Genomic DNA, 22,165 nt, shown 5'->3' on the forward strand with positions numbered 1-22,165 from the left:
TTCGCGGCGATCGTTCACAGAGCCGGCAACCCGCGGAACGTACCCCGCTCGACCGCGAGCATCCGCGGTTGCCCGATGTCGCGATCTACACGGGGCGCGGCGACGTGCAATGCGCGGTCGACGAAGTCGTCGCGCATTGCAGCGCGCAGCAAGCGACGCGGATGCAAAAACGTCCCGCCGCCGGCGAGGCATGCCGGCGGCGGGACGTCAGCGCTGGTACGTCGATACGACGATCCGGATCGTTACACGCCGAGGCGCGCTTCGATCTTCTTCATCGTGTCGGTCATTTCAGCGGGCAAACGCAGCTTCAGCGTGTCGAACAGCGCCGCATGCAGCTTCAGTTCCTCGCGCCATTCGTCCGCGTTCATCGACGTCACCGCGTCGAACTGTTCGCGCGTGAAATCGAGGCCGTCCCAATGCAGGTCTTCATACGCCGGCGAGACGCCGAACGCGTGCTCGCCGCCGCCGCCCGTGCCTTCGAGACGATCGAGCATCCACTTCAGCACGCGCATGTTTTCGCCGAAGCCCGGCCACACGAACTTGCCGTTCGCGTCCTTGCGGAACCAGTTCACGCAGTAGATCTTCGGCAACGTGGCGCCCGCGGCTTCGAGCTGCTTGCCGAGCTTGAGCCAGTGCGCGAAATAATCGCTGACGTTGTAGCCGCAGAACGGCAGCATCGCGAACGGATCGCGACGCACGATGCCCTGCTGGCCGACCGCGGCGGCGGTCGTCTCCGAGCCCATCGTCGCGGCCATGTACACGCCTTCGATCCAGTCGCGCGCCTCGGTCACGAGGGGCACCGTGGTCGAGCGTCGACCACCGAAGATGAACGCGTCGATCGGTACGCCGGCCGGGTTCTCCCAGTCGTCGTCGATCGACGGGCACTGCGCGGCCGGCGCCGTGAAGCGCGAATTCGGATGCGCGGCCTTGCGGCCCGTCTCCTTGCCGATCTCCGGCGTCCACGGATTGCCCTGCCAGTCGGTCAGCTTCGCGGGCGGCGTATCGGTCAGCCCTTCCCACCACACATCGCCGTCCTCCGTCAGCGCGACGTTCGTGAAGATCACGTTCTTCGTCAGCGTCGCGATCGCGTTCGGGTTCGTCTTCACGCCGGTGCCCGGCGCGACGCCGAAGAAGCCGGCTTCCGGATTGATCGCATACAGGCGGCCGTCGCGGCCGGGCTTCAGCCACGCGATGTCGTCGCCGATCGTCGTGACCTTCCAGCCGTTGAAGCCCTGCGGCGGAATCAGCATCGCGAAGTTGGTCTTGCCGCACGCGGACGGGAATGCGGCCGCGACGTGATACTTCCTGCCGGCGGGCGACGTCACGCCGAGGATCAGCATGTGTTCCGCGAGCCAGCCCTGGTCGCGGCCCATCGTCGACGCGATGCGCAGTGCGAAGCATTTCTTGCCGAGCAGCGCGTTGCCGCCGTAGCCCGAGCCGAAGCTCCAGATTTCGCGCGTTTCCGGGAAATGCACGATGTACTTGACCGGGTTGCACGGCCACGGCACATCCTGCTGGCCCGCTTCGAGCGGATGACCGACGCTGTGCACGCACGGCACGAATTCGCCGTCCTCGCCGAGCACGTCGTATACGTCGCGGCCCATGCGCGTCATGATCCGCATGTTCACCGCCACGTACGGGCTGTCGGACAGTTCGACGCCGACGTGCGCGATCGGCGAGCCGAGCGGGCCCATCGAGAACGGCACGACGTACAGCGTGCGGCCGCGCATCGAGCCGCGGAACAGCCCGTTGAGCGTCTCGCGCATTTCGGCCGGCTCGATCCAGTTGTTGGTCGGGCCGACGTCGTCGCGCGAGGCCGCGCAGATGAACGTGCGATCCTCGACGCGCGCAACGTCCGACGGATCCGACTGCGCGAGATACGAGTTCGGGCGCTTCGCCGGGTTCAGGCGCGTGAGCGTGCCCTGGTCGACCATCGCCTGGCACAGCGCGTCGTATTCTTCCTGCGAACCGTCACACCACACGACGCGTTCGGGCTCCGTGAGCGCCGCGATGCGCGACACCCAGTCGATCAGCTTGCGATGTTTGACGAAAGCCGGTGGAGCGATCAGCGGCCCGTGCGTCGCTTCGGCCATGGTGTTTTGCGACATGGAAATGTCTCCAGATTATTGGGCGAGGATGGGGGATGCGGGCGAGCCCGCGAGATGAGGGATGCGATCGGCGCGCAGGTCGCAGCAACGCGCGACGCGGAGCACGCGCGCGGGGCGCGTGTCGATGCCGCGAGGCGGGCGAGAGGATGTGATGTCTCGTTAGAAGATGCGAACGCGAGTTTCGCCATGCATGCAACCTGCCTTACAACTTCCATGCCGGTCAGCATACCATCGCCGATATTGGGCGGGCGTTGCGTTGCAACAAGAAACAATTGTGACGATGCGCGGGTACATGCGTTGCCGGCAGGTCATGCCGGCTGCGCCGGTCCGAGCACAGCCGGGGACGAATCGCACGAAACGTCCGTCGGGCAAGGGTTTGATGAAAACGGAACAAATGGCCCGCTGGCCGCGCACATGAAAAACGCGCATGCAGGCCCGGCGAATTCGCGTTTTCGCTACTCAGGCAAACCCTGAATTAGGTTGCGCACACAAACATCCCGGTCGAATGCCCGGCGCACGCCCCTGCTCAAAACGGCGCGCCCGGCAATCCGGGGTAATACGCGCCCGCCGCCATCCCGTCGTCGACGGCCAGTCCGGCGCCGTTGCGATACGACACGTCATCACGCGCGAGGAACAGCGTCGCGCGCGATTTCGTCCGGCAAGCCGACACGCTGCAGCGGCACGTTCGCAACGTGTGGCACGGTCATCACGCGCGCGTCGCGATCGATACGCCGGACAATTTCCGCTACGTGCGGAACGTCGCCGTTCCAGCGCAACGTGGCTGACATGATGGACAGCTGCGGACGCTTCGTCGATTTCGACCAGATCGATGTAGTGGACGAGCCAGTACGTCTTGAAGGCCGTGCGCGGCCAAGGCGCGGGAATCGAGCGAATAAAAAAAGCCAGCCCCGAAGGGCTGGCGTCGTGCTGCGGGACCGGCGATTACGAGAACTGGTTCATCGTGTTGTCCTTGCCTGCCGCCTTCAGCGCCGCTTCGCCGCTGAAGTATTCCTTGTGGTCGTCGCCGATGTCCGAACCGGACATGTTCTGATGCTTCACGCAGGCGATGCCCTGGCGGATTTCCTTGCGCTGCACGCCGGCCACGTAGCCGAGCATGCCCTGGTCGCCGAAGTATTCCTTGGCCAGGTTGTCGGTCGACAGTGCGGCCGTGTGGTACGTCGGCAGCGTGATCAGGTGATGGAAGATGCCGGCTTCACGCGACGCGTCGGCCTGGAACGTGCGGATCTTCTCGTCGGCGAGCTTGGCCAGTTCGGTCTCGTCGTACTCGACGCTCATCAGCTGCGCACGGTCGTAGGCCGACACGTCCTTGCCTTCGGCCTTCATCGCGTCGTACGCCTGCTGACGGAAGTTCAGCGTCCAGTTGAACGACGGGCTGTTGTTGTACACCAGCTTCGCGTTCGGGATCACCTTGCGGATCTCGCTGACCATGCCGCCGATCTGCGCGATATGCGGTTTTTCGGTTTCGATCCACAGCAGGTCGGCGCCGTTCTGCAGCGACGTGATGCAATCGAGCACGCAACGCGCTTCGCCCGTGCCGGCGCGGAACTGGAACAGGTTGCTCGGCAGGCGCTTCGGACGCAGCAGCTTGCCGTCGCGCTTGATGACGACGTCGCCGTTACCCAGTTGATCCGCCGACAGCTCTTCGCAATCGAGGAACGCATTGTATTGGTCGCCCAGGTCGCCCGGCGTGGTCGTCACGGCGATCTGCTTGGTCAGGCCGGCGCCCAGCGAGTCGGTACGCGCGACGATGACGCCGTCGTCCACGCCCAGTTCCAGGAACGCGTAGCGGATCGCGCGGATCTTCGCGAGGAAATCCTCGTGCGGCACCGTGACCTTGCCGTCCTGGTGGCCGCACTGCTTCTCGTCGGACACCTGGTTTTCGATCTGGATGCAGCAGGCGCCGGCTTCGATGAACTGCTTGGCCAGCAGGTAGGTCGCTTCCGCGTTGCCGAAGCCCGCGTCGATGTCGGCGATGATCGGCACGACGTGCGTCACGTGGTTGTCGATCTTCTCCTGGATCGCGGCCTTGGCAGTCGCGTCCTTCGCCGCATCCAGCTCGCGGAACAGGCCGCCCAGCTCACGGGCGTCGGCCTGGCGCAGGAACGTGTACAGCTCGCGGATCAGCGCGCTGACCGAGGTCTTTTCGTGCATCGACTGGTCCGGCAGCGGACCGAACTCCGAGCGCAGCGCGGCGACCATCCAGCCCGACAGATACAGGTAGCGGCGTTCGGTGCTGTTGAAGTGCTTCTTGATGGAGATCATCTTCTGCTGGCCGATGAAACCGTGCCAGCAGCCCAGCGACTGCGTGTACTTGGCCGGGTCGGCATCGTACGCGGCCATGTCGGCGCGCATGATCTTCGCGGTGTACTTCGCGATGTCCAGGCCGGTCTTGAACTTGTTCTGGGCACGCATGCGGGCGGCATACTCGGGACTGATGGCGTTCCACGCGCTGCCGTGGTTCTCCTTCAAGCCAGCCACTGCCTTGATGTCGTCTTGATATTGGGACATGTCTATCTCCTGGGAACGAAGCGCATTTGAGTAAAGGGTTCAGCGTGCCCGCTTCGTGTGACGAAGCGAACTGCATGGACTCAATATTAATCCTGTCCGGCGCGCTTTCGGCCAACTCTTATATAAGACATAAGATATAAATTTTCCTTGTTTTTCAATGAGATAGCAGATCGATTTTGCGATGCAAAACAAGTTTTCAAGCGGCGGAAAGGCGGCGCGACGGGAACTTCGCGGAGATTTCGCAATACGAAACGGCCTTTCGCAGTTGGAGAAAGACCCCGCACGGGCGCACCCGCTGTTGCCCTATCTCATGACAAAACGTCTATACTTGGACAATCCATCGATAGCGAGCGGCACGCTCGCTCCCCGCGCGCCGCGATGCGCGCCTTCCCGCCCGGAGCGACATGAACGACTCTCCCGTTTTCGACACGCTGTGCGATCTGCTGAATACGTCCGGTGCACGTTTCCGCGTGCTCGAACATCCGGCGGAAGGTAAATCCGACGTGATCGCCGCGATCCGCGGCACGCGCCCCGAACAGGGGGCGAAGGCCATGCTCTGCACGTTCAAGGACGGCGGCGACGCGACCGCGCTCGCCGTGATCCCGGGCCACCTGAAGATCGACTTCCGCAAGGTTGCCGAGGCAGTTGGCCGCCGCAAGGCGACGCTCGCGTCGCCCGATGTCGCGGCCGCCGTCACGCGCTGCGTGATGGGCGCCGTGCCGCCGTTCGTATTCGACGCGAACGTCACGCTCGTCGTCGATCCCGCGCTGGTCGAACGCAACGCGGAGATCGCCTTCAACGCGGGCCGCCTCGACCGCTCGGTCGTGCTCGACTCGGCCGACTACGTGCGGATCGCCCGGCCGCTGCTGGCCGACATCACGCGGCCGGAAACGGCCGACGCCCCGTCGCCCCGGGAAAACGCATGAGCACGCGCCGCACGCCACCGTCGTCCGAACAGGCGTCGCTGATCGAACAGGTGCAGCGCATCGCCGAAGGGCTCGGCGAGATGTTCGCGCCGTTCACCGAGGTCGTCGTGCACGACCTGCGCACGCCGGAACACGCGATCCTCGCGATCCACAACAACCTGTCCGGGCGCGCGGTCGGCGATCCCGCGACCGAACTCGGCCTCGCCCGCATCGCCGACGACGATTTCCCGCAGGTGCTCGCGAACTACCCGAACCGCTTCGCGGACGGCCGCACCGCGAAAAGCACGTCGATCGGCATCAAGGATTCGACCGGGCGCTACGTGGCCGCGCTGTGCCTGAATGCGGACGTCACGCTGTTCCGCGGCTTCCAGGGCATGCTGAACCAGTTCTGCCGCACGGACGGCGAGGCCGTCGTCGACACGCTCGATCCGGCCGGGGCGGACGCGATCCGGCAGCGCATCGACGCGTTCGCGACGCGCCTCGCGACGACGCCGCGCGAGTTGAAGACCGACCAGCGCCGCGAGCTGCTGCAGACGCTGAAGGCCGACGGCTTCCTCGAGGTGCGCCGCGCGATGGAGATCGTGTCGCAGCATCTCGGCGTCTCGCGCGCGACCGTCTACAACGACGCGAAGTGACGCGGGGCCCTGCTTTCCAGTTGACTGACCTTTCCGACTCTCGAGCAACCATGAACTCTCCGACCCTCCCCACGTACGACGACGTCGCCGCGGCCGCGGCCCGGCTCGAAGGCCATGCGCACCGCACGCCGGTGATGACGTCGCGAACGATCGACGAAGCGCTCGGCGCGCAGGTGTTCTTCAAGTGCGAGAACCTGCAGCGCATGGGCGCCTTCAAGTTCCGCGGCGCGTTCAATGCGTTGTCGCGTTTCAACGCCGAACAGCGCCGCCACGGCGTCGTCGCGTTCTCGTCCGGCAACCATGCCCAGGCGATCGCGCTGTCGGCGCGCATCCTCGGTATTCCCGCGACGATCGTGATGCCGCAGGATGCGCCGGCCGCGAAGATGGCCGCGACGCGAGGCTATGGCGGCAACGTCGTGACCTACGATCGCTACACCGAGGACCGCGAGCAGATCGGGCGCGATCTTGCCGAACGGCACGGGCTCACGCTGGTGCCGCCCTACGACCATCCGGACGTGATCGCCGGCCAGGGCACGGCGGCCAAGGAACTGTTCGACGAAGTCGGCCCGCTCGACGCGGTGTTCGCGCCGCTCGGCGGCGGCGGGCTGCTGTCGGGCACCGCGCTGTCGACCCGCGCGCTGTCGCCGCACGCGAAGTTGTACGGTGTGGAACCCGAAGCCGGCAACGACGGCCAGCAATCGTTCCGGTCCGGTGCGATCGTGCGGATCGACACGCCGCGCACGATCGCCGACGGCGCGCAGACGCAATACCTCGGCAACCTGACGTTCCCGATCCTCCGCCGCGACGTCGACGACATCCTGACCGCGACCGACGCGGAGCTGATCGACTGCATGCGCTTCTTCGCCACCCGTATGAAGATTGTCGTCGAGCCGACCGGCTGCCTGGCGTTCGCCGCCGCGCGACGGATGAAGGACGCGCTGCAGGGCAAGCGCGTGGGCGTCGTGATCAGCGGCGGCAACGTCGATCTCGAGAACTTCTGCGCACTGGTGTCGACGCCGGCCTGAGCGTCGCGGCGCACATGAACATCCTGTCATCCGTGCGCCATGGCACCTTCACGACGCGTTAAGTTTCGCGCCCTAGACTGATGACGTTGCCCGCAGTCAGTCGCGCAGTCAGTCGTGAAGGAGCCACCATGAACACGCACGCGATCGTCGCCGCCGCCCTGGCGGTCGCCTCCCTTCCGGCGTTCGCCCAACCGGGCGCGACGTCATCCGGTTTCCCCGCCGCATCGCCGCACGACGTCGTCGCGCAGGCGATGCACCGCTCGCCCGGCGCGTTGCCGCACGCCGGCTTCGTGCTCGCGAAGATCGATCAGAACAATACGCCGCCCGATCGGGGCGGCGACCCGGGCGGCCGCGCGCACGCCGGCACGCACATGTAACGGCGCGCGCCGGGCGCCGCTGCCGCGCCCGGCCCCGCCGGCAATCAGAACGCCGGCAGCGACGGGTCGCGTGCGGCGAGGATGTCGTCGGTGCGGGCTGTTCCGCGTGCAGCTGTTCGGCTGGCCGATCGTGCAACCGCGGCGACCGACCGGCATGCGGCTCGACGATCCACGCCGCGACGACGCGGTGCCGCTGCCCGGGCTGTTCAACGCGCCGGCTGACGTCGGCCGGACAACCTACGGTTTCGCGTTCGATACGACGCGGCTCGCATGTCGCTTGCCCCTCCCGATTCATTCATCAGACGAGAAACGCGACACCAACACACAAGCGAAAGGATTCGGAAAGCGCTTGCCGGAGAATGACGTTTTTTCGCACCCTCGCGCGGCGCGGCAATTGACGTGCGGGAGCGCACGCCATTACCCTTGCGCGCTGATGGTTCCCAGGGATGGGATCAAAAGGGAACGCAGGACGGGCAACGACTCGAATCTGCGGCTGCCCCCGCAACTGTGAGCGGCGAATCCGTGCGACTGCGCGCCACTGGGAAACCGGGAAGGTCCGCACGGATGACGACCCGCGAGCCAGGAGACCTGCCATCGACCCGAGGTCCAGCAGCCGCACCGGGCGGGGTGTCCCGATGCGCAAGCGCCGCCGTTGGCGGTCGCCCGTTGCATGGACGACCCGACCTCAGGATCCGTCAGATGTCCTTCGTTCCCGAATCCGCTTCCCTGCCGCAAGCGTCGCGCCGACACGCCGTCGGCATGCGCAACCTGCCCGCCCTTCGCTCGCGACCGCCCTACGCGCCACACGCTTTCTCTCGCTGTCTGATGAACCTTCGTTACCTGCTCGCCACGTCCGCCGCCACCGCGCTGCTCACCCCGCTCGCCCATGCCGCCGGCGATACCGCGCTCCAGCCGCCCGCCCAGCCCGCGGAAGGCGCCGATCTGCCGACGATCAGCGTGACCGACACGCGGCACCTGCCCGAATCGTTCGACCGGCGCTATGCGTCGACGCAGGTGCTTACGCGAGAAGATCTCGACCGGCTGTCGTCGACCGACCCGAGCATCACGCAGGCGCTCGCGACGCTGCCGGGCGTGACCGTCTCGCAGAGCGGCGGCCCCGGCTCGTCCGCGTCGGTCAGCATCCGCGGCTCGTCGGCCAGCCAGGTCGCCGTGTTCATCGACGGGATCCGGATCGGCTCGCCGACCACCGGCATCGCGCCGTGGGCCGACCTGCCGGCCGACGCGTTCGAACGCGTGGAAGTGATTTCGGGCCCGTCCGCCGCATCATTCGGCAGCAACGCGATGGGCGGCGTCGTGCAGCTCTTCACGCGCCGCGCCGCCAACCGGCCGAACCAGACCACCGTGTCGTTCGGCGGCGGATCGAACAAGACGTTCGACACGCAGTTCCGCACGTCGGGCACCCTGCCGTCGACAGGGCCGCTGGCCGCGCTCGGCGGTGTCACCTACTCGCTGGGGCTGCACGACTACAACACGGCCGGCATCGATGCGACGCGGCCCTTCTTCTACGGTCACGAAGCCGGCCGCAATCCGTATCACGCGCAGGATCTCGATGCGCGGCTCGGCTATGCGCGCGACAACTGGTCGATCTCGACGTTCGCGCTGTATCACCGCTCCGACCTGTCCTACGACAACAGCGGCTATGCGAATCGCGAGCTCGATCACCAACTGACGACCGGCATCGCATTTCATCTCGACATCACGCCCGATACGCAGTTCGACCAGTCGTTCGGTTATGCGAACGACCGCCAGTTCATCTACGCGGACAATCCGGCCCTCGCGACCGACCAGATCAATTCGCAGCGCATCAGCACGTCGACGTCGCTGACCCATCAGGCGCACGGGTTCCGCCTGTTCGGCCTGCCGCTGTCGGGCGAAACGAAGCTCGCCTACGATTTCACGCGCGAACAGGCATTCCTGCCGATCGACGCGCCCGGCGGCATACCGACGCGCAACGACTCGGCGTTTTCGCTGCATCAGTCGGCCACGCTCGGCAGCGTGACGCTGTTCCTCGCGGGGCGTCGCGAGATCATCGCCGGGCAAGGCGTGAACACCGGCAACGCCGCGCTGTCGTGGGCGATCACGCCGGTCTACACCGCGCGCGTGTCGTACGGCAACGCATTCCGCCTGCCGAGTTTCAACGACCTGTACTACCCCGGCTACGGCAATCCGAACCTCAGCCCGGAACGCAGCACGTCGGTCGAGGCCGCGCTCGACGCGAACACGTCGTACGGCACGTTCTCGGCGGCGGTCTACGACACGCACGTCAACAACCTGATCGCGTACAACCCGGCAACGTTCTCGCCGATGAACATCGGCCGTTCGCACATTCGCGGCATCGACCTGTCGTACAAGGGGACGATCGGCCGCTCGACGCCGGTGAGTCTGGCCGTCGGCCTCCTGAATCCGCAGGACGAGACCAACCAGACCTGGCTCAACCGCCGGCCGCGTCAGACGGTCAGCCTCAGCGTCGACCACACGTGGGACGAACTGAAGCTCCACGCGCTGAGCACGGGCGCATCGCTGCTCTACGGCGGCACGACGTTCGACGATCCGGCCAACACGACGTATCTGCCGTCGTACCTGACGGTGAGCCTGCGCGCGTCGTACCGGATCAATTCGCACCTGACGGTGTCGGCGTCGCTGTCGAACCTGTTCGACCGGCAATACATGACCGCGTACGGCTACAACACGCTCGGCCGCACCGCGTTCGGCAAGATCACCTACACGTTCTGACGGCCGGTCGCCCCGGCGCCTGCGTCGCGGGCGCCGGGGCGGATCGGCATGGCCGGCACCGTACGGGAAATTGACTTCGCGGCAAAAACTAATAGAATTAGTTTTTTGACTAATTTCCATAGTATTCGTCATGGCGCGTGCCGGCATTACCGTAGACAGACTCGTCGAAGCCGGCGCGCGGCTCGCCGACGAAACCGGCTTCGAGCCGCTCACCGGCGCGGCGCTCGCGCGGCATTTCGGCGTCAAGCTGGCCAGCCTGTATTCCCATGTCCCGAGTTTCGACGATCTCAAGAGCCGGATCGCGCTGTTCGCGCTGCAGGAGTTGGCCGATCGCGCCGCCGATGCGCTGGCCGGCCGCACCGGCAAGGATGCGCTGACCGCGCTCGCGAACGTCTATCGCGACTATGCGCGCGCACACCCCGGTCGCTTTGCGGCCGCGCGCCATCCGGTGAGCCCCGAGCGCGCCGCCGAAAGCGCGGGCGGGCGGCTCGTCAGGATGACCTCGGCCGTGCTGCGCAGCTACGACCTGCCGGAAGCCGAGCAGGCCCATGCGATCCGCCTGCTCGGCGGCTTCTTCATGGGCTACGTGACGCTCGAAGGCGCCGGCGGTTTCTCGCACGGCACACCGGATTCCGACGCATCGTGGTCGCGCAGCCTCGATGCGCTCGACGTGATGCTGCGCCACTGGCCTTCGGCCGCATGACGGGCCTGATGGAATTCAAGCGATGAACGACAAACCCGATGGCGTCGTGCTGCCGAGCCGCGTCGTGCCCTTCCCCACCTCGATCAGCGACGAAGCGCGAGCCGCGTTGCAACGCCTGGTCGGCGACGACGGCGTGCCGCTGAATGCGCTGCACGTGATGCCCGCGCCGGACGATGTCGACGCGTGGATGCGCGTGAAGGCGGCCGCCGACGCGCATTACACAGCCGCGGTCGGGCAACTGGCCGGCCATCTGCGTTCGAGCGTCGAGACGATCCGGGCCGGCGATGCGGACCTGCACGTCGCGACGCCCGAAGCGGCCGCTTCCGACGAATGCGCGTACATCGACCTGCATGGCGGCGCGCTGGTCGTCGGCGGCGGCGCCGCATGCCGCGCCGGCGCGCAGATGCATGCCGACCGCCTGGGCGTTCGCTGCTACGGCGTCGATTACCGCATGCCGCCCGAGCATCCGTATCCGGCCGCGCTCGACGATTGCATCGCGGCCTATGCGTTCGTGCTGGCGCGCCACGCGCCGGAAAACATCGTCATCGGCGGCCGCTCGGCCGGCGGCAATCTCGCGGCCGCGATGGTGCTGCGTGCCCGCGACGAAGGCTTGCCGCTGCCGGCCGCGCTCGTCCTGCTGTCGCCGGAAGCCGATCTGACCGAATCCGGCGACAGCTTCGAGACCAACCGGCTCGTCGACGTCGTGCTGCCGGCGTCGCTGATGCCGAACAACCTGCTCTACGCCAACGGCGCCGATCTCGCGCATCCGTATCTGTCGCCGCTGTTCGGCGATTTCTCGGCCGGCTTCCCGCCGACGTTCATCCAGAGCGGTACGCGCGACCTGTTCCTGTCGAACGCGGTTCGCCTGCACCGCGCGTTGCGGCGCGCGCAAGTGCCGACCGAACTGCATGTGTTCGAAGGCATGCCGCACGGCGGGTTCATGGGCGCGCCGGAGGATATCGAACTCACCCGGGAGATCGCACGCTTCATGCATGCCCGTTTCCGGGCCTTGAATTGAGCCGGCGATGAACGGAAAACCGCACAAGGGCGACATCAGCATCGGCAAGGATCGCTGGATCGAAGTCGGCGATCTGGCGGGCGGCCAGGGGCGCGCGGTCGAAATCGACCCGCATCTGACCGCGGTCATGCCGTTGCTCGATGCGCTGGAGACGAACTGCGTCGCCGGATGCTGCGGCATCGACGCGTTCGGTTTCTGGCCGGACGAAATCGCCACGGCGCTCGACCGGTGGCCGCCCGATGCGCCGGCTCGGCTCGCCGACGATCTGTTGTCGGTCCAGCGTGCGATCGACGCGTTGCCGGCCGATGTCGTCGTCAGCACGCGCATGAACCAGTACTTTCGGAAAACGGTGATGCTCGAACTGCTCGCCCATATCCGGACGACGATCGACGCCATCCGGTCGAACGACGCCTAGATCATCGCGCGCGCGCCTGCGACCAGTTGGACCGCGCCGAATACCGCGATGACGGCCGCCGATACGCGCGACAGCCCGTGCATGAACGCGAGCGACAGCTTCGTGCGCAGCGCGGCGGTCGCGCTGCTCAAGCACAGCCACCACGCGGCGGAGCCGACGAACACACCGGTGACCATCCACGCCACGGCAGGCCCGACCGAGCTGCCGGGCGTGCCCGACAGCGGGCCGAGCGCCGCGAAAATCCCGACGAACGACAGGATCGTCATCGGGTTCGACAGCGTGAGGCCGAACGTCGTCAGGAAATCCCGCAGCACGGTCGTGCGCGGCAGGTCGCGCTGCAGCGCCGCCTCGGCCGGCGGCTGACGCAAGATGGTCCACGCGAGCCAGACGAGAAATGCGCCGCCGCCGATTTTCAGGCCGACGGTCAGCATCGGGAACGCGGTAACGATGCCTGCAATGCCCAGCGCGCCGAGCAGGCCGTAGATCGCGTCGGCGCACGCGGCGCCGATGCCCGTCGCGAACCCCGCCCGAAAACCCCGGCTCAGGCTGCGCTGAATGCACAGCATGCCGATCGGGCCGACCGGCACCGCGATCGACAGCCCCATCACGACGGACTTGATGAACAGCATCGCCTGCTCCTTGTGGCATCCACGGGTTGAACAGGCATCGTAGGGAAAGTCCGGTCACCGCTGAATGCGGTTTTTAAGGAAAAATGGCGGCTCTACCTTAAAAACTCCGCCGCGATGGACGATCTGGACTGGAAGGTACTGTCGCTGCTGCAGGCCAACGGCCGCATCAGCTATACGGAACTGGCGCGCCAGGTACACCTGTCGGTGCCGGCGGTGACAGAGCGCGTGAAGCGCCTCGAATCGGCCGGCGTCATCGAGGGTTATACGGCGCGGATCAATCCGGCCGCGGCCGGCTACCCGGTGAGCGCGCTGATCGGCATCACGGTGCCGCAGCCGGCGAAAGCGAAGTTCCTCAAGCTGCTGGAGACGATTCCCGAAGTCGTCGAGTGCCATCACGTGACGGGCGCGGATTCGTATGTGATGCGGCTCGTCGCGATCGGCATGACCCATCTCGAACAATTGATCGAACGCATCAACCTGTACGGCGAAACGCGCACGTCGATCATAATGTCGACGCCGGTGCCGGCGCGCGGGCTCGCACGACCGCCATCGAAGCTCGGCGACACGCGCGGATGATGCGTCGATCAGGGCCAGACGACCGGCCGCGCGTCGAACGCCATCGACCGGTCACCCGTGGCGCCAGCCGGCCCGTCAATGACAGGGCGGCTGTCCGCCGCCGCGATCGACGCACACCGGCTACTTGCCGGCCAGGCCGCCGAGCAGGCCTCCGACCAGCGACGTCACCGGCGCAAGCGGATTGGCGAGACCACCCGCCGGTGTGCCGGTCGCGGGACCATCGTGCACGGTCGCCGGGATGCCGCCGACCACGCTCGTCACCAGCCCGGAGATCGGCACCGCACCGTTCGCGCCGCCCGGATTCACGAGGCCGCCCACGTTGGTAACCGTGTTGCCGACCGCCCGGACAAGGGTGCCGACGCCGCCGACGAGCGGCTGAGGCGACGCGGCGCTCACCTTCCATCCGGCCGACGTGACCGCCGCGCCGACCTGCCCGAGCAGGCCGGCCACCGGCTGCCCGAGGCCGGTGGCGGTGCCGACCTGCTGCGTGAGCTGGCCCGCCGTCGTCACGAGCGGCGTGATCGCCGTGCTGATCGCCTGCGTCGCCTGCTGGACCGGGCCCGACGACAACGCCGCGCCGAGCGTCGTGCCGCCCGTTCTCAAACCGCTGGACACCGTGTCGAGCAGCCCGCTGATCGGTGTCGTAAGCGGTGAAAGCGGCGAGAGCGGGCCGGTACCGAGCGCCTTGACGGTTTCGCTGAGGCCGCTGACGGGGTTGCTGGTCGACGCAACGATGTTGCCGAGGCCGGCGACCGTCGTGCCGACCGGGTTCGGTACGATGCCGATCTGGCCGAGACCGGCACTCACGACGTTCGACGTCTGGCTGATGATCGTGCCGACACCGGTCACCGTGTCGGCAGGCCCGACGGTGACGCCCCTGCTGACGCCGGGGAGGGTCACGCCGGCAAGCGTGGTGCCCACGTCCATCACGATCCCGCCGACGGAGCTGATGATGCCGTTCGTGCCTGGCGCGCCGCTCGTGCCGCTACTGCTCGTGCCGCTACTGCTTGTGCCGCTGCTGCTCGTACCACTGCTGCTCGTGCCGCTACTGCTCGTGCCACTGCTGCTTGTGCCACTGCTGCTCGTACCACTGCTGCTCGTGCCACTGCTGCTCGTGCCACTGCTGCTCGTGCCACTGCTGCTCGTGCCACTGCTGCTCGTACCACTGCTGCTCGTGCCGCTGCTGCTCGTACCACTGCTGCTCGTACCACTGCTGCTCGTGCCACTGCTGCTCGTACCACTGCTGCTCGAACCGCTGGTACCACCGCTGCTCGAACCGCTCGACCCACTGGTACCGCTGGTCGTCCCGCTGGTACTCGTCCCGATGGTGTTGCCGGCCAGCGGCGGTGCCGTGATGTCTCCGCCACCACACGCAGCCAGCGTGCATGCCGCGACAATGGCGGCGAACGCGACATTCGCCTTGATGAATGGATGTTGCATGGAAGCCCCCGTCTGCTATTCAGCGCGATCCTTCCATCAAGCATCTACCGTGCCATTTCCGTCGGCCCCGTTCACAGTCTTTCGATCGGGACGCGATGACCTGCCGGCGGCGCGTTCGGGTACGGCGCATCGCTTCGGCGCCGGCTCGACCTTGCCGATCCGCACCTGCGTCCCGGCAACGCGGACGTAACATCGGCCTTGCGTTACGTAGCATGAATGGCGAAAGCATGCCGGGCCGCGCATCGTCGGCCCGCGGCGAACCTGTCCGCACCGCCCGTCGTCACGGACCCTTCACCAGCTTCACGATCGTGAGCACGCCGTCCACGCGCTCGATCCGGACCCTGACCTTGTCGCCGGCGCGCAGCGCCCCGATCGTCACCGCATCGCCGGCCTTGAACGCCATCGTCATCGCCGGCATCCCGACGTTGTCGAGCGCGCCGTGCCGAAGCGTGACCATCCCGCGCCCGGTGTCGACCTTCTTCACCTCGGCATCGGTCAGCGCGGCGTCCGGTGCCGCCATCTTCCTGCCGCCCATGTCCATGCCGGCCATGTCGCCGGCGGCCAATACCGGCATCGCAACAGTTGCCACCGCACACAAGACGGCAGCGGCATGAAAGCGGATCTTCATCGATCGTCTCCCGTTGACGACTGCGTTGCCGGTGCGAGCACCATCACGGCCGGTGCACGGCCGCTGGCGCCAGCCGCGGACGATCAGACCAGCAACGTCGCGCCGGCCCACACGATCAGCACGACGCCGAGCGCGCGGCCGACACGTTCTCCGCCTGGCAGGATCTTTTCCGCAAACACGAACAGCGACAACGCGGCAATCCACACGACGTTCATCACGCCGCCGACGAACAGCAGCGCCATCAGGAGCCAGCAGCAGCCCACGCAGTACGCCCCATGGCGCGCACCGAGCAGGAAACTGCCGGCGACGCCCGGACGCCAGTGCGCGACCAGGAACGCGGCCGGCGCGCGGCATTGCCGCAGACACGCGCGCTTGAGCGGCGAGAACTGATAGAGCCCGGCCAGCGCCAGCACGAACGCGGAAAGGGCCGCGCTCTTCGACCACAGCACCATCGCGGAGATCAACCCCGCCGGCTGCAGCAGTGCCTGAAGCCACGCCGCGCCGATCGAAAACGCGAGCCAGGCCGTCAGATAACCGGCCAGCAGCGACATCGACGTGAACGCCGAGCCCGCTTCCCCGTTGCCGCGATGCCGCAACACGCGCCGGTACAGCATCACGAGCGGCGCCGCACCGGGCGTCATCATCGCGATCATCATCACCCACCACATCACGATCACGGTCGGCAGCGACGGCTCCATGCTGCCCGGGTCGTCCGCGAGCCGATGCGGAAAGAGCGCGACCGTCGTCATCTCCAGCGCCGACATGCCGGTACCCGCGCCCGTCCACAGGTAGAACCAGCACACGGCGACGAGCGCGGCCATGCCGAGCAGCGTGATGACGCGCTCGCGCCCGAGCCAGATGCCGAGCGGAGTCATGCCGCGACGCGATGCCGGATCAGTCCGTGATTGTTCAGGTGCAGCCGCGCGAACTGCGCATAGGTGCCGTCGAGATTCAGCGCGAGGTTGCCGTGCGAGCGCCCCGTGCCCGAACCGATCTCGGCCAGTTCGTATTCGAAACCGTGCGGCAGGTCGATTCGCACGCGATGCGCGTCGCCCGTCACCGGATTGCGGATCGGGTCGCCCGCGAGGTCGAACACGCCATCGACGTGAATTCGGCCGCGCCGGGCATCGACATCCACGTCGAAATCGATCTTCGCGAAGATCGGATCGAACGCGTGCTCCAGCGTCGACGCGTACACCGAGAACATCGTCGCGAACGGATCGGTATCCTGACCGGTCATGATCTTCAGCACGGCATCGCGCTGCGCCAGGCTGGCGCGTTCGTCGACGATCGGCTGGCACTTTCCGTGACCTTCGTGGACGGCGCCCGGCCAATGGAACACGACCGCGATCCGGACGCCGTCGAGCACCACGTCGCCGTAGTGACCGCTGTCGATCGAAATCGCGCCCATCGCCTCGCAGTTGCCGTTGGTCGGCAGCGCATTGAACTGGCATGGGCAACCGTATGAGCAATTGCAGCTGATCATTTCGGTGCCCTGAATCTCCCACGGCGTCATGGCTCCACCTCGCGCTCTGTGACACATGAACGCTTCGAATCTAGTGCACGCTATCGGGGAAATCAAAGCAGGAATGCCCGCGTTAAATCGGTGTTTCCGCGCCTCATATATGACTTATCGAACCGCGTGCGCATCGGCATTCCGGTCGCTGTCTCCGCCCCGTCGCGTCACACGAGCAACGACGCGACGATCGCACACCACACCGCGCTCGCGCCGCCCAGAAACGCGCGCCGTGCGACGAGCATCCGCGACTCGTCACCGGGGGTCTTCATCGGCGAGGTGGCGAGAAACGGCACGCACGCGAGACAGGCGAAGCCCGCCAGCGCGAGCACCACGACGACATAGTCGCCGAACCGCCAGGGCAGCGGTTCGTGCAATCCCCAGTAACCGAGAAACAGCATGCCCATCGAGAACATCGTCGCGGAGGCCGAGCTGAGCGCGACCACCGATCCCGTCGGAAACTGCATGGGAACCTCCCTTCGCGCAGCGCGCGATGCAACGCTTCTCGCCAGGGATCACCACGATCGCGCCGGCTATCGACCGGTCACGGATTCATGACCCGCTCGAAAGGACGAAGCGCGCCCCCGCTGCCGCTCGACGAATACGCGTTGTCACGGATTGACAGATTCAGCCAGACAAGCCGACATTTCGTACCGATCCAATCGGGCACGTACGTCACGCCGCTACTCCGGCTTCTTCGCGACCTGCGCGACGGAAATCCAGCCCACCACCGCCGCGGCGACCCAGCAGCACGTGACCAGCAAGTCGAGATTCATCCAGCCTTCGAAATTCGCACTGTTTTCGAAACTGCAGCGCTGACGGCCCCTGACCCACATGCAGCCGCTGATCAGCTGGTCGATGTGCATGTAGACGCTGTATACCGCAACAGCCGAGGCGATGACGGCGACCCGCAGGCTCATGCTTTTTTTCATTGGTGCTGGACGCGTGTGATGAACTCCTGTCGATCTTAAGCCAATGGCGATGCGTGACGCAATCGCCCGGGTATCGTCCCGATTGACCGGTACGCGTGAAACAGTGTCGACCGGGTAACCACAACGGGGAACGCTCATGACGAAACAGAACACGATCGCGCTGATCGTCGATCCCGGAAGCGGCGAGCGGATTCGCGACGTCGCCGCGCACGCCCGGCATACGTGGGTCGTCACGAGCGACATCGAGGATCTCGTCGTGCCGATCATGGACGCGCCGATCCGCCCCGACCGCGATGCGCTGACGCGGGGGGATGGTGTAACGGAGGTCCTTGCCCTGTCTCGCCTCGGCATTGACGCGGGACGGAACCGCCCGGCCTGCATCCCGGCGGTCACCCACTCCGACGCCCGCTCGGCGCACGGGCAGTCAATCCCGACGATACGCATCGCCACCGACGGCGGCAAAGAAGGAAACCGTACTGGCCATCCTGGCCGCACGAACGCGAATCATCTCGAGCCGCGCCAGATCATATGCATACTCGTCGCGCAGCACATGAAGCCGATCCGAACTGCCGTTCTCGAACTGACGCCGGGTCATCTCCAGAACGGTCCGTTGCCGTTGCGCGACCGCTCGACGCGCTTGCAGCGCGATCACGTCGCGATCGATTTCGGTCATCGCATCGGCGACGCTCTGCAACGCGCCCAGCACGACCGTCCGATAGTCCTCGAACGTGGCATCGTAGGCGGCGATCGCCGCATCCCGTGCGGCACGCAATTCTCCACCGCGAAAAACCGGTGCGCCAAGCTGGGCACCGATATTCCAGATCGTCGCGCCGCCGGCAAACAACTGACCGAGCGCCAGCGGCGACGACCCGATGCTCGCCCCCAGTTCGATCCGCGGGTAAAGATTGGCCGTGGCGATGCCGGCCAGTTCGCCGGCAATATGCAGGCGCGCCTCCGCTGCGAGAATGTCGGGCCGTTGCCGCACGAGCCCCGACGGCACCGTCGACGGCAAGTCTTGCGGCAATTGCAAGTCGTCCAGGCGAAACCGAGGCAGCGACTCGGGCGATGGAACACCGGCATAGGCCGCGAGTTGAAACCGGATTTTCAGCAGTTCCGCATGCAATGCCGCCCGTTCCGCTTCGATTCGATCGACGTCCGAATCGCCATCGATCGTTTCCCGATGCGCGACGCTGCCGATTTCATGCCGTTCGCGCAGCATCTTCCCAACGGCTCGCCGGTTCCGCAACACTGCGTCGTTCACGTCTATTTCGTCACGCAGCCGCCCTTCCCGGACCACCGCAGCGATGATATTGCTGACCAGTGTCAAGCGCGCGGCGTCGGCCTGATGCCTTCTCAGCGCTGCTTCATACCGTTTCGCCTCGACCCGATGGCGCTGTGCGCCGAAGAAATCGAAATCGTATCGAACGCTCACGTTCGTGTTGTACAGCATGAACGGGGACGGGTTGGGAATCATCGGCAGACCGGCGGCCGCAGTATTCAACTGCTCCCTTTTGGCTGACGCGCCGACGTCGACCTGCGGATAGCGACTGGCACCCTGTTGTCCCGCAAGATACTTCGTCGCCTCGATCAACCGCGACTCCGCGCTCCGTATCGACGGACTGTCCCGCATCGCCTGCTCGACGAGCGCATCCAGCGCCGACGAACCAAAGTGCCGCCACCAGCGCGGGTCGCGTTCGACAGGCATGCCGGCCTCGTCGCGATCGGTCGAGCGGACGCTCATCCCCATGAAGGTGGCCGGCAATGCCAGGTCGCTCGTGGATCGGGGGACAAACGCAGGATGGCTGCACCCCTGCCCCGCGACGATGACGACCGCGATCGACAGAACCGCAATCGCGCGGCAGGCACGGCGGCGTGGATAGGTTCGTTGTGCCATCGTCGTTCAATCGAGCGTGGTGCGGTACGCGAGCAGGCCGACCGTCATTGCAACCAGAGCGCACACGACCATCGTCGCGGCATCGGGCCATATTTCGTTCCATCCGCTCCCCTTCAGGAGAACACCGCGAATGGCCCGGTTGAAATAGGTCAGCGGCAATCCGTTGCCGAGCAGCCGCGCCCAGCCTGGCATGCCGGCAAACGGAAACATGAATCCGGAGAGCAGGACGCTCGGCAGGAAATAGAAGAACGTCATCTGCATCGCCTGCAACTGGCTCCGCGCGACCGACGATATGGCGATGCCGACCATCAGGTTCGCGACGATCAGCAACGATGCGAGGCAGTAGACCGTTACAGGATTGCCCTCAAACGGCACGCTGAACACGAACCGGGCCGCCAGCAGGATGATCGTGCACTGCAGGAGCCCGATCAGGATGTACGGCACGATTTTTCCGCAGATCACCTCGATCGAGGTTGCCGGCGACGCGAGGATGTTCTCGATCGTTCCGCGTTCACGTTCGCGCGTAATCGCGAGGCTCGTCATCATGACCATCGTCATCGACAGGATGACGCCCATCAATCCGGGGATGATGTTGTACTGCGTAATGCCGGCGGGATTGTAGATCCGGTGCACCCGGGCCGAGAATGCTTGCGGAGGCGCGGTTCTCACCAAGGCTCCGATCAAATCCTTGTTCAACACCGTCTGCGTCATCGTATTGAGAGCGGCGATCGCATTTCCCGTTGCGGCGGGATCGGTCGCATCCGCCTCGACCAGAATTTCCGGATGCTCGTTGCGCACCAGCCGTCGCGAGAAGTCGTGCGGCACGCTGACCACGAACTGCACGATGCCCTTTTGCAGCGCGTCACGGGCCGCGCGTTCGGAAAACAGGCTGCCCTGGACGTCGAAATACCCCGTGTTGCGCATGCCGGCGACGAGCGATCGCGAAAATTCGCTTGTGTCGTCGGCGAGCACGATCGTCGGCAGATGCCTGGGATCACTGTTGATCGCAAAACCGAACAGCGCCAGCTGCACGATCGGCAACACGGCGATCATCCCGAGCGTCACGCGATCGCGGCGGATCTGCAAGAACTCCTTCGTCACCATGCTCCACCAGCGGGAAATCGAGATGCGGATCATGATCAGCCGGACTCCCCGGATGTGCCCTTCATCAAATGCAGGAAGACGTGCTCGATATTCGTCTCGATTCTGCGAATCTCGACACCCGCGCCGCAAACTGCTGCGAGACTCGCTCCAAGCACGGCCTCGTCACGTCCCGATACGTGCAGTGCACGACCGAATGCAATCACCTGCTCGACGCCCGGCCGGCCCTTGAGCCGGTCGTTCAGCCGGACGAGGTCGCCACCGGACACCGACCAGGTGTGGAGCGCATGCCGTCGCACGAGATCACCGGCCTCGCCGTGGGCCAGCAGCGTGCCGTACGAGATGTAGGCCAGCTTGTGGCAACGTTCGGCCTCGTCCATATAGTGCGTGCTGACAAGCACGGAAATACCGCGGGCTGCCAGACGGTGCAATTCCTCCCAGAACACCCGGCGCACGCCCGGGTCGACGCCAGCCGTCGGTTCGTCGAGCAGCAGCAGTTCGGGCGACTGCAACAGCGCAGCGGCAAGCGCCACCCGTTGCTTCCAGCCGCCCGACAATGAGCCGGTCAGCTGGTTCGAGCGCGACTCCAGGCCCATCTCGGCGAGGATCCGCGCGACGCGTTCCTTTCGCGCGTCGATCTCATACAGTCGCGCGACGAAATCGAGGTTCTCCCGCACCGTCAAGTCTTCCCAGTACGAAAAACGCTGTGTCATGTAGCCGACTCGGCGCTTGATCTCCCGGCATTCCTTCAGGATGTCGAATCCAAGGCAGGTCCCGCTGCCTGAATCCGGTGTCAGCAGTCCGCACATCATGCGCAACGAGGTCGTCTTGCCGCTGCCGTTCGGTCCGAGAAAACCGAATATCTCGCCCCGGCCGACCTGCAGGCTCAGGTTCTTGACGACGTGCCGTGTGCCGAAATGCTTGTTCAGATCGCGCACATCGATCAGCGGCATCGCATG

At 65.9% G+C, this 22,165-nt stretch carries 21 protein-coding genes, 2 pseudogenes and 1 riboswitch; of the genes and pseudogenes, 10 read left to right on the forward strand and 13 right to left on the reverse strand.

Annotated elements, in window-relative coordinates:
* Positions 1 to 242 precede the first annotated feature (242 nt).
* Together VXM69_RS09025 and VXM69_RS09030 are read right to left on the reverse strand one after the other, a co-directional pair.
* Positions 243 to 2,108 (reverse strand): phosphoenolpyruvate carboxykinase (GTP), encoded by a 1,866-nt coding sequence (locus VXM69_RS09025; RefSeq protein ID WP_059556571.1) that lies wholly within the window; start codon positions 2,106 to 2,108, stop codon positions 243 to 245.
* Between the two features lie 526 nt (positions 2,109 to 2,634).
* Positions 2,635 to 2,794: pseudogene (locus VXM69_RS09030) on the reverse strand (SDR family oxidoreductase); the annotation flags it as partial.
* Between the two features lie 3 nt (positions 2,795 to 2,797).
* Here VXM69_RS09030 and VXM69_RS09035 point away from each other — a divergent pair.
* A pseudogene (locus tag VXM69_RS09035) lies at positions 2,798 to 2,979 on the forward strand (hypothetical protein); the annotation flags it as partial.
* A 71-nt stretch (positions 2,980 to 3,050) separates the two neighbouring features.
* On the opposite strand, the gene VXM69_RS09040 reads toward VXM69_RS09035, so the two are convergent.
* Positions 3,051 to 4,637, reverse strand: a complete 1,587-nt coding sequence (locus VXM69_RS09040) for an isocitrate lyase (RefSeq protein ID WP_034191313.1) — start codon at positions 4,635 to 4,637, stop codon at positions 3,051 to 3,053.
* A 404-nt stretch (positions 4,638 to 5,041) separates the two neighbouring features.
* On the opposite strand from VXM69_RS09040, the gene VXM69_RS09045 reads away from it, so the two are divergent.
* The 8 genes from VXM69_RS09045 to VXM69_RS09080 all read left to right on the forward strand — a co-directional run bounded on the left by VXM69_RS09045 (position 5,042) and on the right by VXM69_RS09080 (position 12,490).
* A complete protein-coding gene (locus VXM69_RS09045; RefSeq protein ID WP_049034883.1) occupies positions 5,042 to 5,563 on the forward strand; it encodes a YbaK/prolyl-tRNA synthetase associated domain-containing protein in 522 nt (173 codons plus the stop codon).
* Positions 5,560 to 6,198: a transcriptional regulator gene (locus VXM69_RS09050; protein WP_049034881.1), complete on the forward strand. Its 639-nt coding sequence runs from the start codon at positions 5,560 to 5,562 to the stop codon at positions 6,196 to 6,198. Before VXM69_RS09045 ends, VXM69_RS09050 begins: the two co-directional genes overlap by 4 nt.
* A gap of 50 nt (positions 6,199 to 6,248) precedes the next feature.
* Complete coding sequence (locus tag VXM69_RS09055) at positions 6,249 to 7,223, forward strand: threo-3-hydroxy-L-aspartate ammonia-lyase (protein ID WP_059556573.1); 975 nt, start codon at positions 6,249 to 6,251, stop codon at positions 7,221 to 7,223.
* Between the two features lie 128 nt (positions 7,224 to 7,351).
* Positions 7,352 to 7,600 carry a hypothetical protein gene (locus VXM69_RS09060; RefSeq protein ID WP_034191309.1) on the forward strand — a complete coding sequence of 83 codons (249 nt, stop codon included), beginning with the start codon at positions 7,352 to 7,354 and terminating at the stop codon, positions 7,598 to 7,600.
* Between the two features lie 417 nt (positions 7,601 to 8,017).
* Positions 8,018 to 8,211: riboswitch (cobalamin riboswitch) on the forward strand.
* A 214-nt stretch (positions 8,212 to 8,425) separates the two neighbouring features.
* Positions 8,426 to 10,354 (forward strand): TonB-dependent receptor, encoded by a 1,929-nt coding sequence (locus VXM69_RS09065; RefSeq protein ID WP_367188448.1) that lies wholly within the window; start codon positions 8,426 to 8,428, stop codon positions 10,352 to 10,354.
* Positions 10,355 to 10,484: 130 nt separating this feature from the next.
* A complete protein-coding gene (locus VXM69_RS09070; protein ID WP_069704728.1) occupies positions 10,485 to 11,057 on the forward strand; it encodes a TetR/AcrR family transcriptional regulator in 573 nt (190 codons plus the stop codon).
* 22 nt (positions 11,058 to 11,079) lie between these two features.
* On the forward strand, positions 11,080 to 12,075 hold the full coding sequence (locus tag VXM69_RS09075; RefSeq protein WP_367188449.1) for an alpha/beta hydrolase: 996 nt from the start codon (positions 11,080 to 11,082) through the stop codon (positions 12,073 to 12,075).
* Positions 12,076 to 12,082: 7 nt separating this feature from the next.
* On the forward strand, positions 12,083 to 12,490 hold the full coding sequence (locus VXM69_RS09080) for a DUF6331 family protein (RefSeq protein WP_367188450.1): 408 nt from the start codon (positions 12,083 to 12,085) through the stop codon (positions 12,488 to 12,490).
* Here VXM69_RS09080 and VXM69_RS09085 read toward each other — a convergent pair.
* Positions 12,487 to 13,119: a LysE family translocator gene (locus tag VXM69_RS09085; RefSeq protein WP_367188451.1), complete on the reverse strand. Its 633-nt coding sequence runs from the start codon at positions 13,117 to 13,119 to the stop codon at positions 12,487 to 12,489. The two genes, VXM69_RS09080 and VXM69_RS09085, sit on opposite strands and share 4 nt — an antisense overlap.
* 114 nt (positions 13,120 to 13,233) lie before the next feature.
* Between VXM69_RS09085 and VXM69_RS09090 the strand changes: the two genes are divergently transcribed.
* Positions 13,234 to 13,695, forward strand: a complete 462-nt coding sequence (locus tag VXM69_RS09090) for an Lrp/AsnC family transcriptional regulator (RefSeq protein WP_367188452.1) — start codon at positions 13,234 to 13,236, stop codon at positions 13,693 to 13,695.
* 120 nt (positions 13,696 to 13,815) lie between these two features.
* Here VXM69_RS09090 and VXM69_RS09095 read toward each other — a convergent pair whose 3' ends face one another.
* From VXM69_RS09095 to VXM69_RS09135, 9 genes are all read right to left on the reverse strand, one after another.
* Positions 13,816 to 15,135 (reverse strand): collagen-like triple helix repeat-containing protein, encoded by a 1,320-nt coding sequence (locus tag VXM69_RS09095; protein WP_367188453.1) that lies wholly within the window; start codon positions 15,133 to 15,135, stop codon positions 13,816 to 13,818.
* A 280-nt stretch (positions 15,136 to 15,415) separates the two neighbouring features.
* Positions 15,416 to 15,763 (reverse strand): copper-binding protein, encoded by a 348-nt coding sequence (locus VXM69_RS09100; RefSeq protein ID WP_124669953.1) that lies wholly within the window; start codon positions 15,761 to 15,763, stop codon positions 15,416 to 15,418.
* An 83-nt stretch (positions 15,764 to 15,846) separates the two neighbouring features.
* Positions 15,847 to 16,638, reverse strand: coding sequence for a DUF2182 domain-containing protein (locus VXM69_RS09105; RefSeq protein ID WP_367188454.1), 792 nt, complete (start codon positions 16,636 to 16,638; stop codon positions 15,847 to 15,849).
* The gene (locus VXM69_RS09110) at positions 16,635 to 17,279 is read right to left on the reverse strand and encodes a DUF1326 domain-containing protein (protein ID WP_049036321.1); all 645 of its coding nucleotides are present in this window, start codon (positions 17,277 to 17,279) and stop codon (positions 16,635 to 16,637) included. Before VXM69_RS09110 ends, VXM69_RS09105 begins: the two co-directional genes overlap by 4 nt.
* Before the next feature lie 167 nt (positions 17,280 to 17,446).
* Positions 17,447 to 17,746 (reverse strand): hypothetical protein, encoded by a 300-nt coding sequence (locus VXM69_RS09115; RefSeq protein ID WP_034191297.1) that lies wholly within the window; start codon positions 17,744 to 17,746, stop codon positions 17,447 to 17,449.
* Between the two features lie 216 nt (positions 17,747 to 17,962).
* Positions 17,963 to 18,211 (reverse strand): hypothetical protein, encoded by a 249-nt coding sequence (locus VXM69_RS09120; RefSeq protein WP_049036319.1) that lies wholly within the window; start codon positions 18,209 to 18,211, stop codon positions 17,963 to 17,965.
* A 424-nt stretch (positions 18,212 to 18,635) separates the two neighbouring features.
* Positions 18,636 to 20,105, reverse strand: coding sequence for an efflux transporter outer membrane subunit (locus VXM69_RS09125; protein WP_367188455.1), 1,470 nt, complete (start codon positions 20,103 to 20,105; stop codon positions 18,636 to 18,638).
* Between the two features lie 6 nt (positions 20,106 to 20,111).
* The gene (locus VXM69_RS09130) at positions 20,112 to 21,242 is read right to left on the reverse strand and encodes an ABC transporter permease (RefSeq protein ID WP_367188456.1); all 1,131 of its coding nucleotides are present in this window, start codon (positions 21,240 to 21,242) and stop codon (positions 20,112 to 20,114) included.
* A gap of 2 nt (positions 21,243 to 21,244) precedes the next feature.
* A complete protein-coding gene (locus VXM69_RS09135) occupies positions 21,245 to 22,159 on the reverse strand; it encodes an ABC transporter ATP-binding protein (protein WP_226227475.1) in 915 nt (304 codons plus the stop codon).
* Between the last annotated feature and the right edge of the window lie 6 nt (positions 22,160 to 22,165).

Origin of the sequence: Burkholderia sp. Ed8, from assembly GCF_040761425.1 — a bacterium.
Lineage (GTDB): Bacteria > Pseudomonadota > Gammaproteobacteria > Burkholderiales > Burkholderiaceae > Burkholderia > Burkholderia seminalis.

Coding starts and splice junctions, on each gene's coding strand:
- VXM69_RS09045 (WP_049034883.1), top strand. CDS start 5,042: ATGAACGACTCTCCCGTTTTCGACACGCTGTGCGATCTGCTGAATACG.
- VXM69_RS09055 (WP_059556573.1), top strand. CDS start 6,249: ATGAACTCTCCGACCCTCCCCACGTACGACGACGTCGCCGCGGCCGCG.
- VXM69_RS09125 (WP_367188455.1), bottom strand. CDS start 20,105: ATGGCACAACGAACCTATCCACGCCGCCGTGCCTGCCGCGCGATTGCG.
- VXM69_RS09080 (WP_367188450.1), top strand. CDS start 12,083: ATGAACGGAAAACCGCACAAGGGCGACATCAGCATCGGCAAGGATCGC.
- VXM69_RS09025 (WP_059556571.1), bottom strand. CDS start 2,108: ATGTCGCAAAACACCATGGCCGAAGCGACGCACGGGCCGCTGATCGCT.
- VXM69_RS09075 (WP_367188449.1), top strand. CDS start 11,080: ATGAACGACAAACCCGATGGCGTCGTGCTGCCGAGCCGCGTCGTGCCC.
- VXM69_RS09120 (WP_049036319.1), bottom strand. CDS start 18,211: ATGAAAAAAAGCATGAGCCTGCGGGTCGCCGTCATCGCCTCGGCTGTT.
- VXM69_RS09115 (WP_034191297.1), bottom strand. CDS start 17,746: ATGCAGTTTCCGACGGGATCGGTGGTCGCGCTCAGCTCGGCCTCCGCG.
- VXM69_RS09060 (WP_034191309.1), top strand. CDS start 7,352: ATGAACACGCACGCGATCGTCGCCGCCGCCCTGGCGGTCGCCTCCCTT.
- VXM69_RS09110 (WP_049036321.1), bottom strand. CDS start 17,279: ATGACGCCGTGGGAGATTCAGGGCACCGAAATGATCAGCTGCAATTGC.
- VXM69_RS09040 (WP_034191313.1), bottom strand. CDS start 4,637: ATGTCCCAATATCAAGACGACATCAAGGCAGTGGCTGGCTTGAAGGAG.
- VXM69_RS09050 (WP_049034881.1), top strand. CDS start 5,560: ATGAGCACGCGCCGCACGCCACCGTCGTCCGAACAGGCGTCGCTGATC.
- VXM69_RS09130 (WP_367188456.1), bottom strand. CDS start 21,242: ATGATCCGCATCTCGATTTCCCGCTGGTGGAGCATGGTGACGAAGGAG.
- VXM69_RS09090 (WP_367188452.1), top strand. CDS start 13,234: ATGGACGATCTGGACTGGAAGGTACTGTCGCTGCTGCAGGCCAACGGC.
- VXM69_RS09070 (WP_069704728.1), top strand. CDS start 10,485: ATGGCGCGTGCCGGCATTACCGTAGACAGACTCGTCGAAGCCGGCGCG.
- VXM69_RS09100 (WP_124669953.1), bottom strand. CDS start 15,763: ATGAAGATCCGCTTTCATGCCGCTGCCGTCTTGTGTGCGGTGGCAACT.
- VXM69_RS09085 (WP_367188451.1), bottom strand. CDS start 13,119: ATGCTGTTCATCAAGTCCGTCGTGATGGGGCTGTCGATCGCGGTGCCG.
- VXM69_RS09095 (WP_367188453.1), bottom strand. CDS start 15,135: ATGCAACATCCATTCATCAAGGCGAATGTCGCGTTCGCCGCCATTGTC.
- VXM69_RS09135 (WP_226227475.1), bottom strand. CDS start 22,159: ATGCCGCTGATCGATGTGCGCGATCTGAACAAGCATTTCGGCACACGG.
- VXM69_RS09065 (WP_367188448.1), top strand. CDS start 8,426: ATGAACCTTCGTTACCTGCTCGCCACGTCCGCCGCCACCGCGCTGCTC.
- VXM69_RS09105 (WP_367188454.1), bottom strand. CDS start 16,638: ATGACTCCGCTCGGCATCTGGCTCGGGCGCGAGCGCGTCATCACGCTG.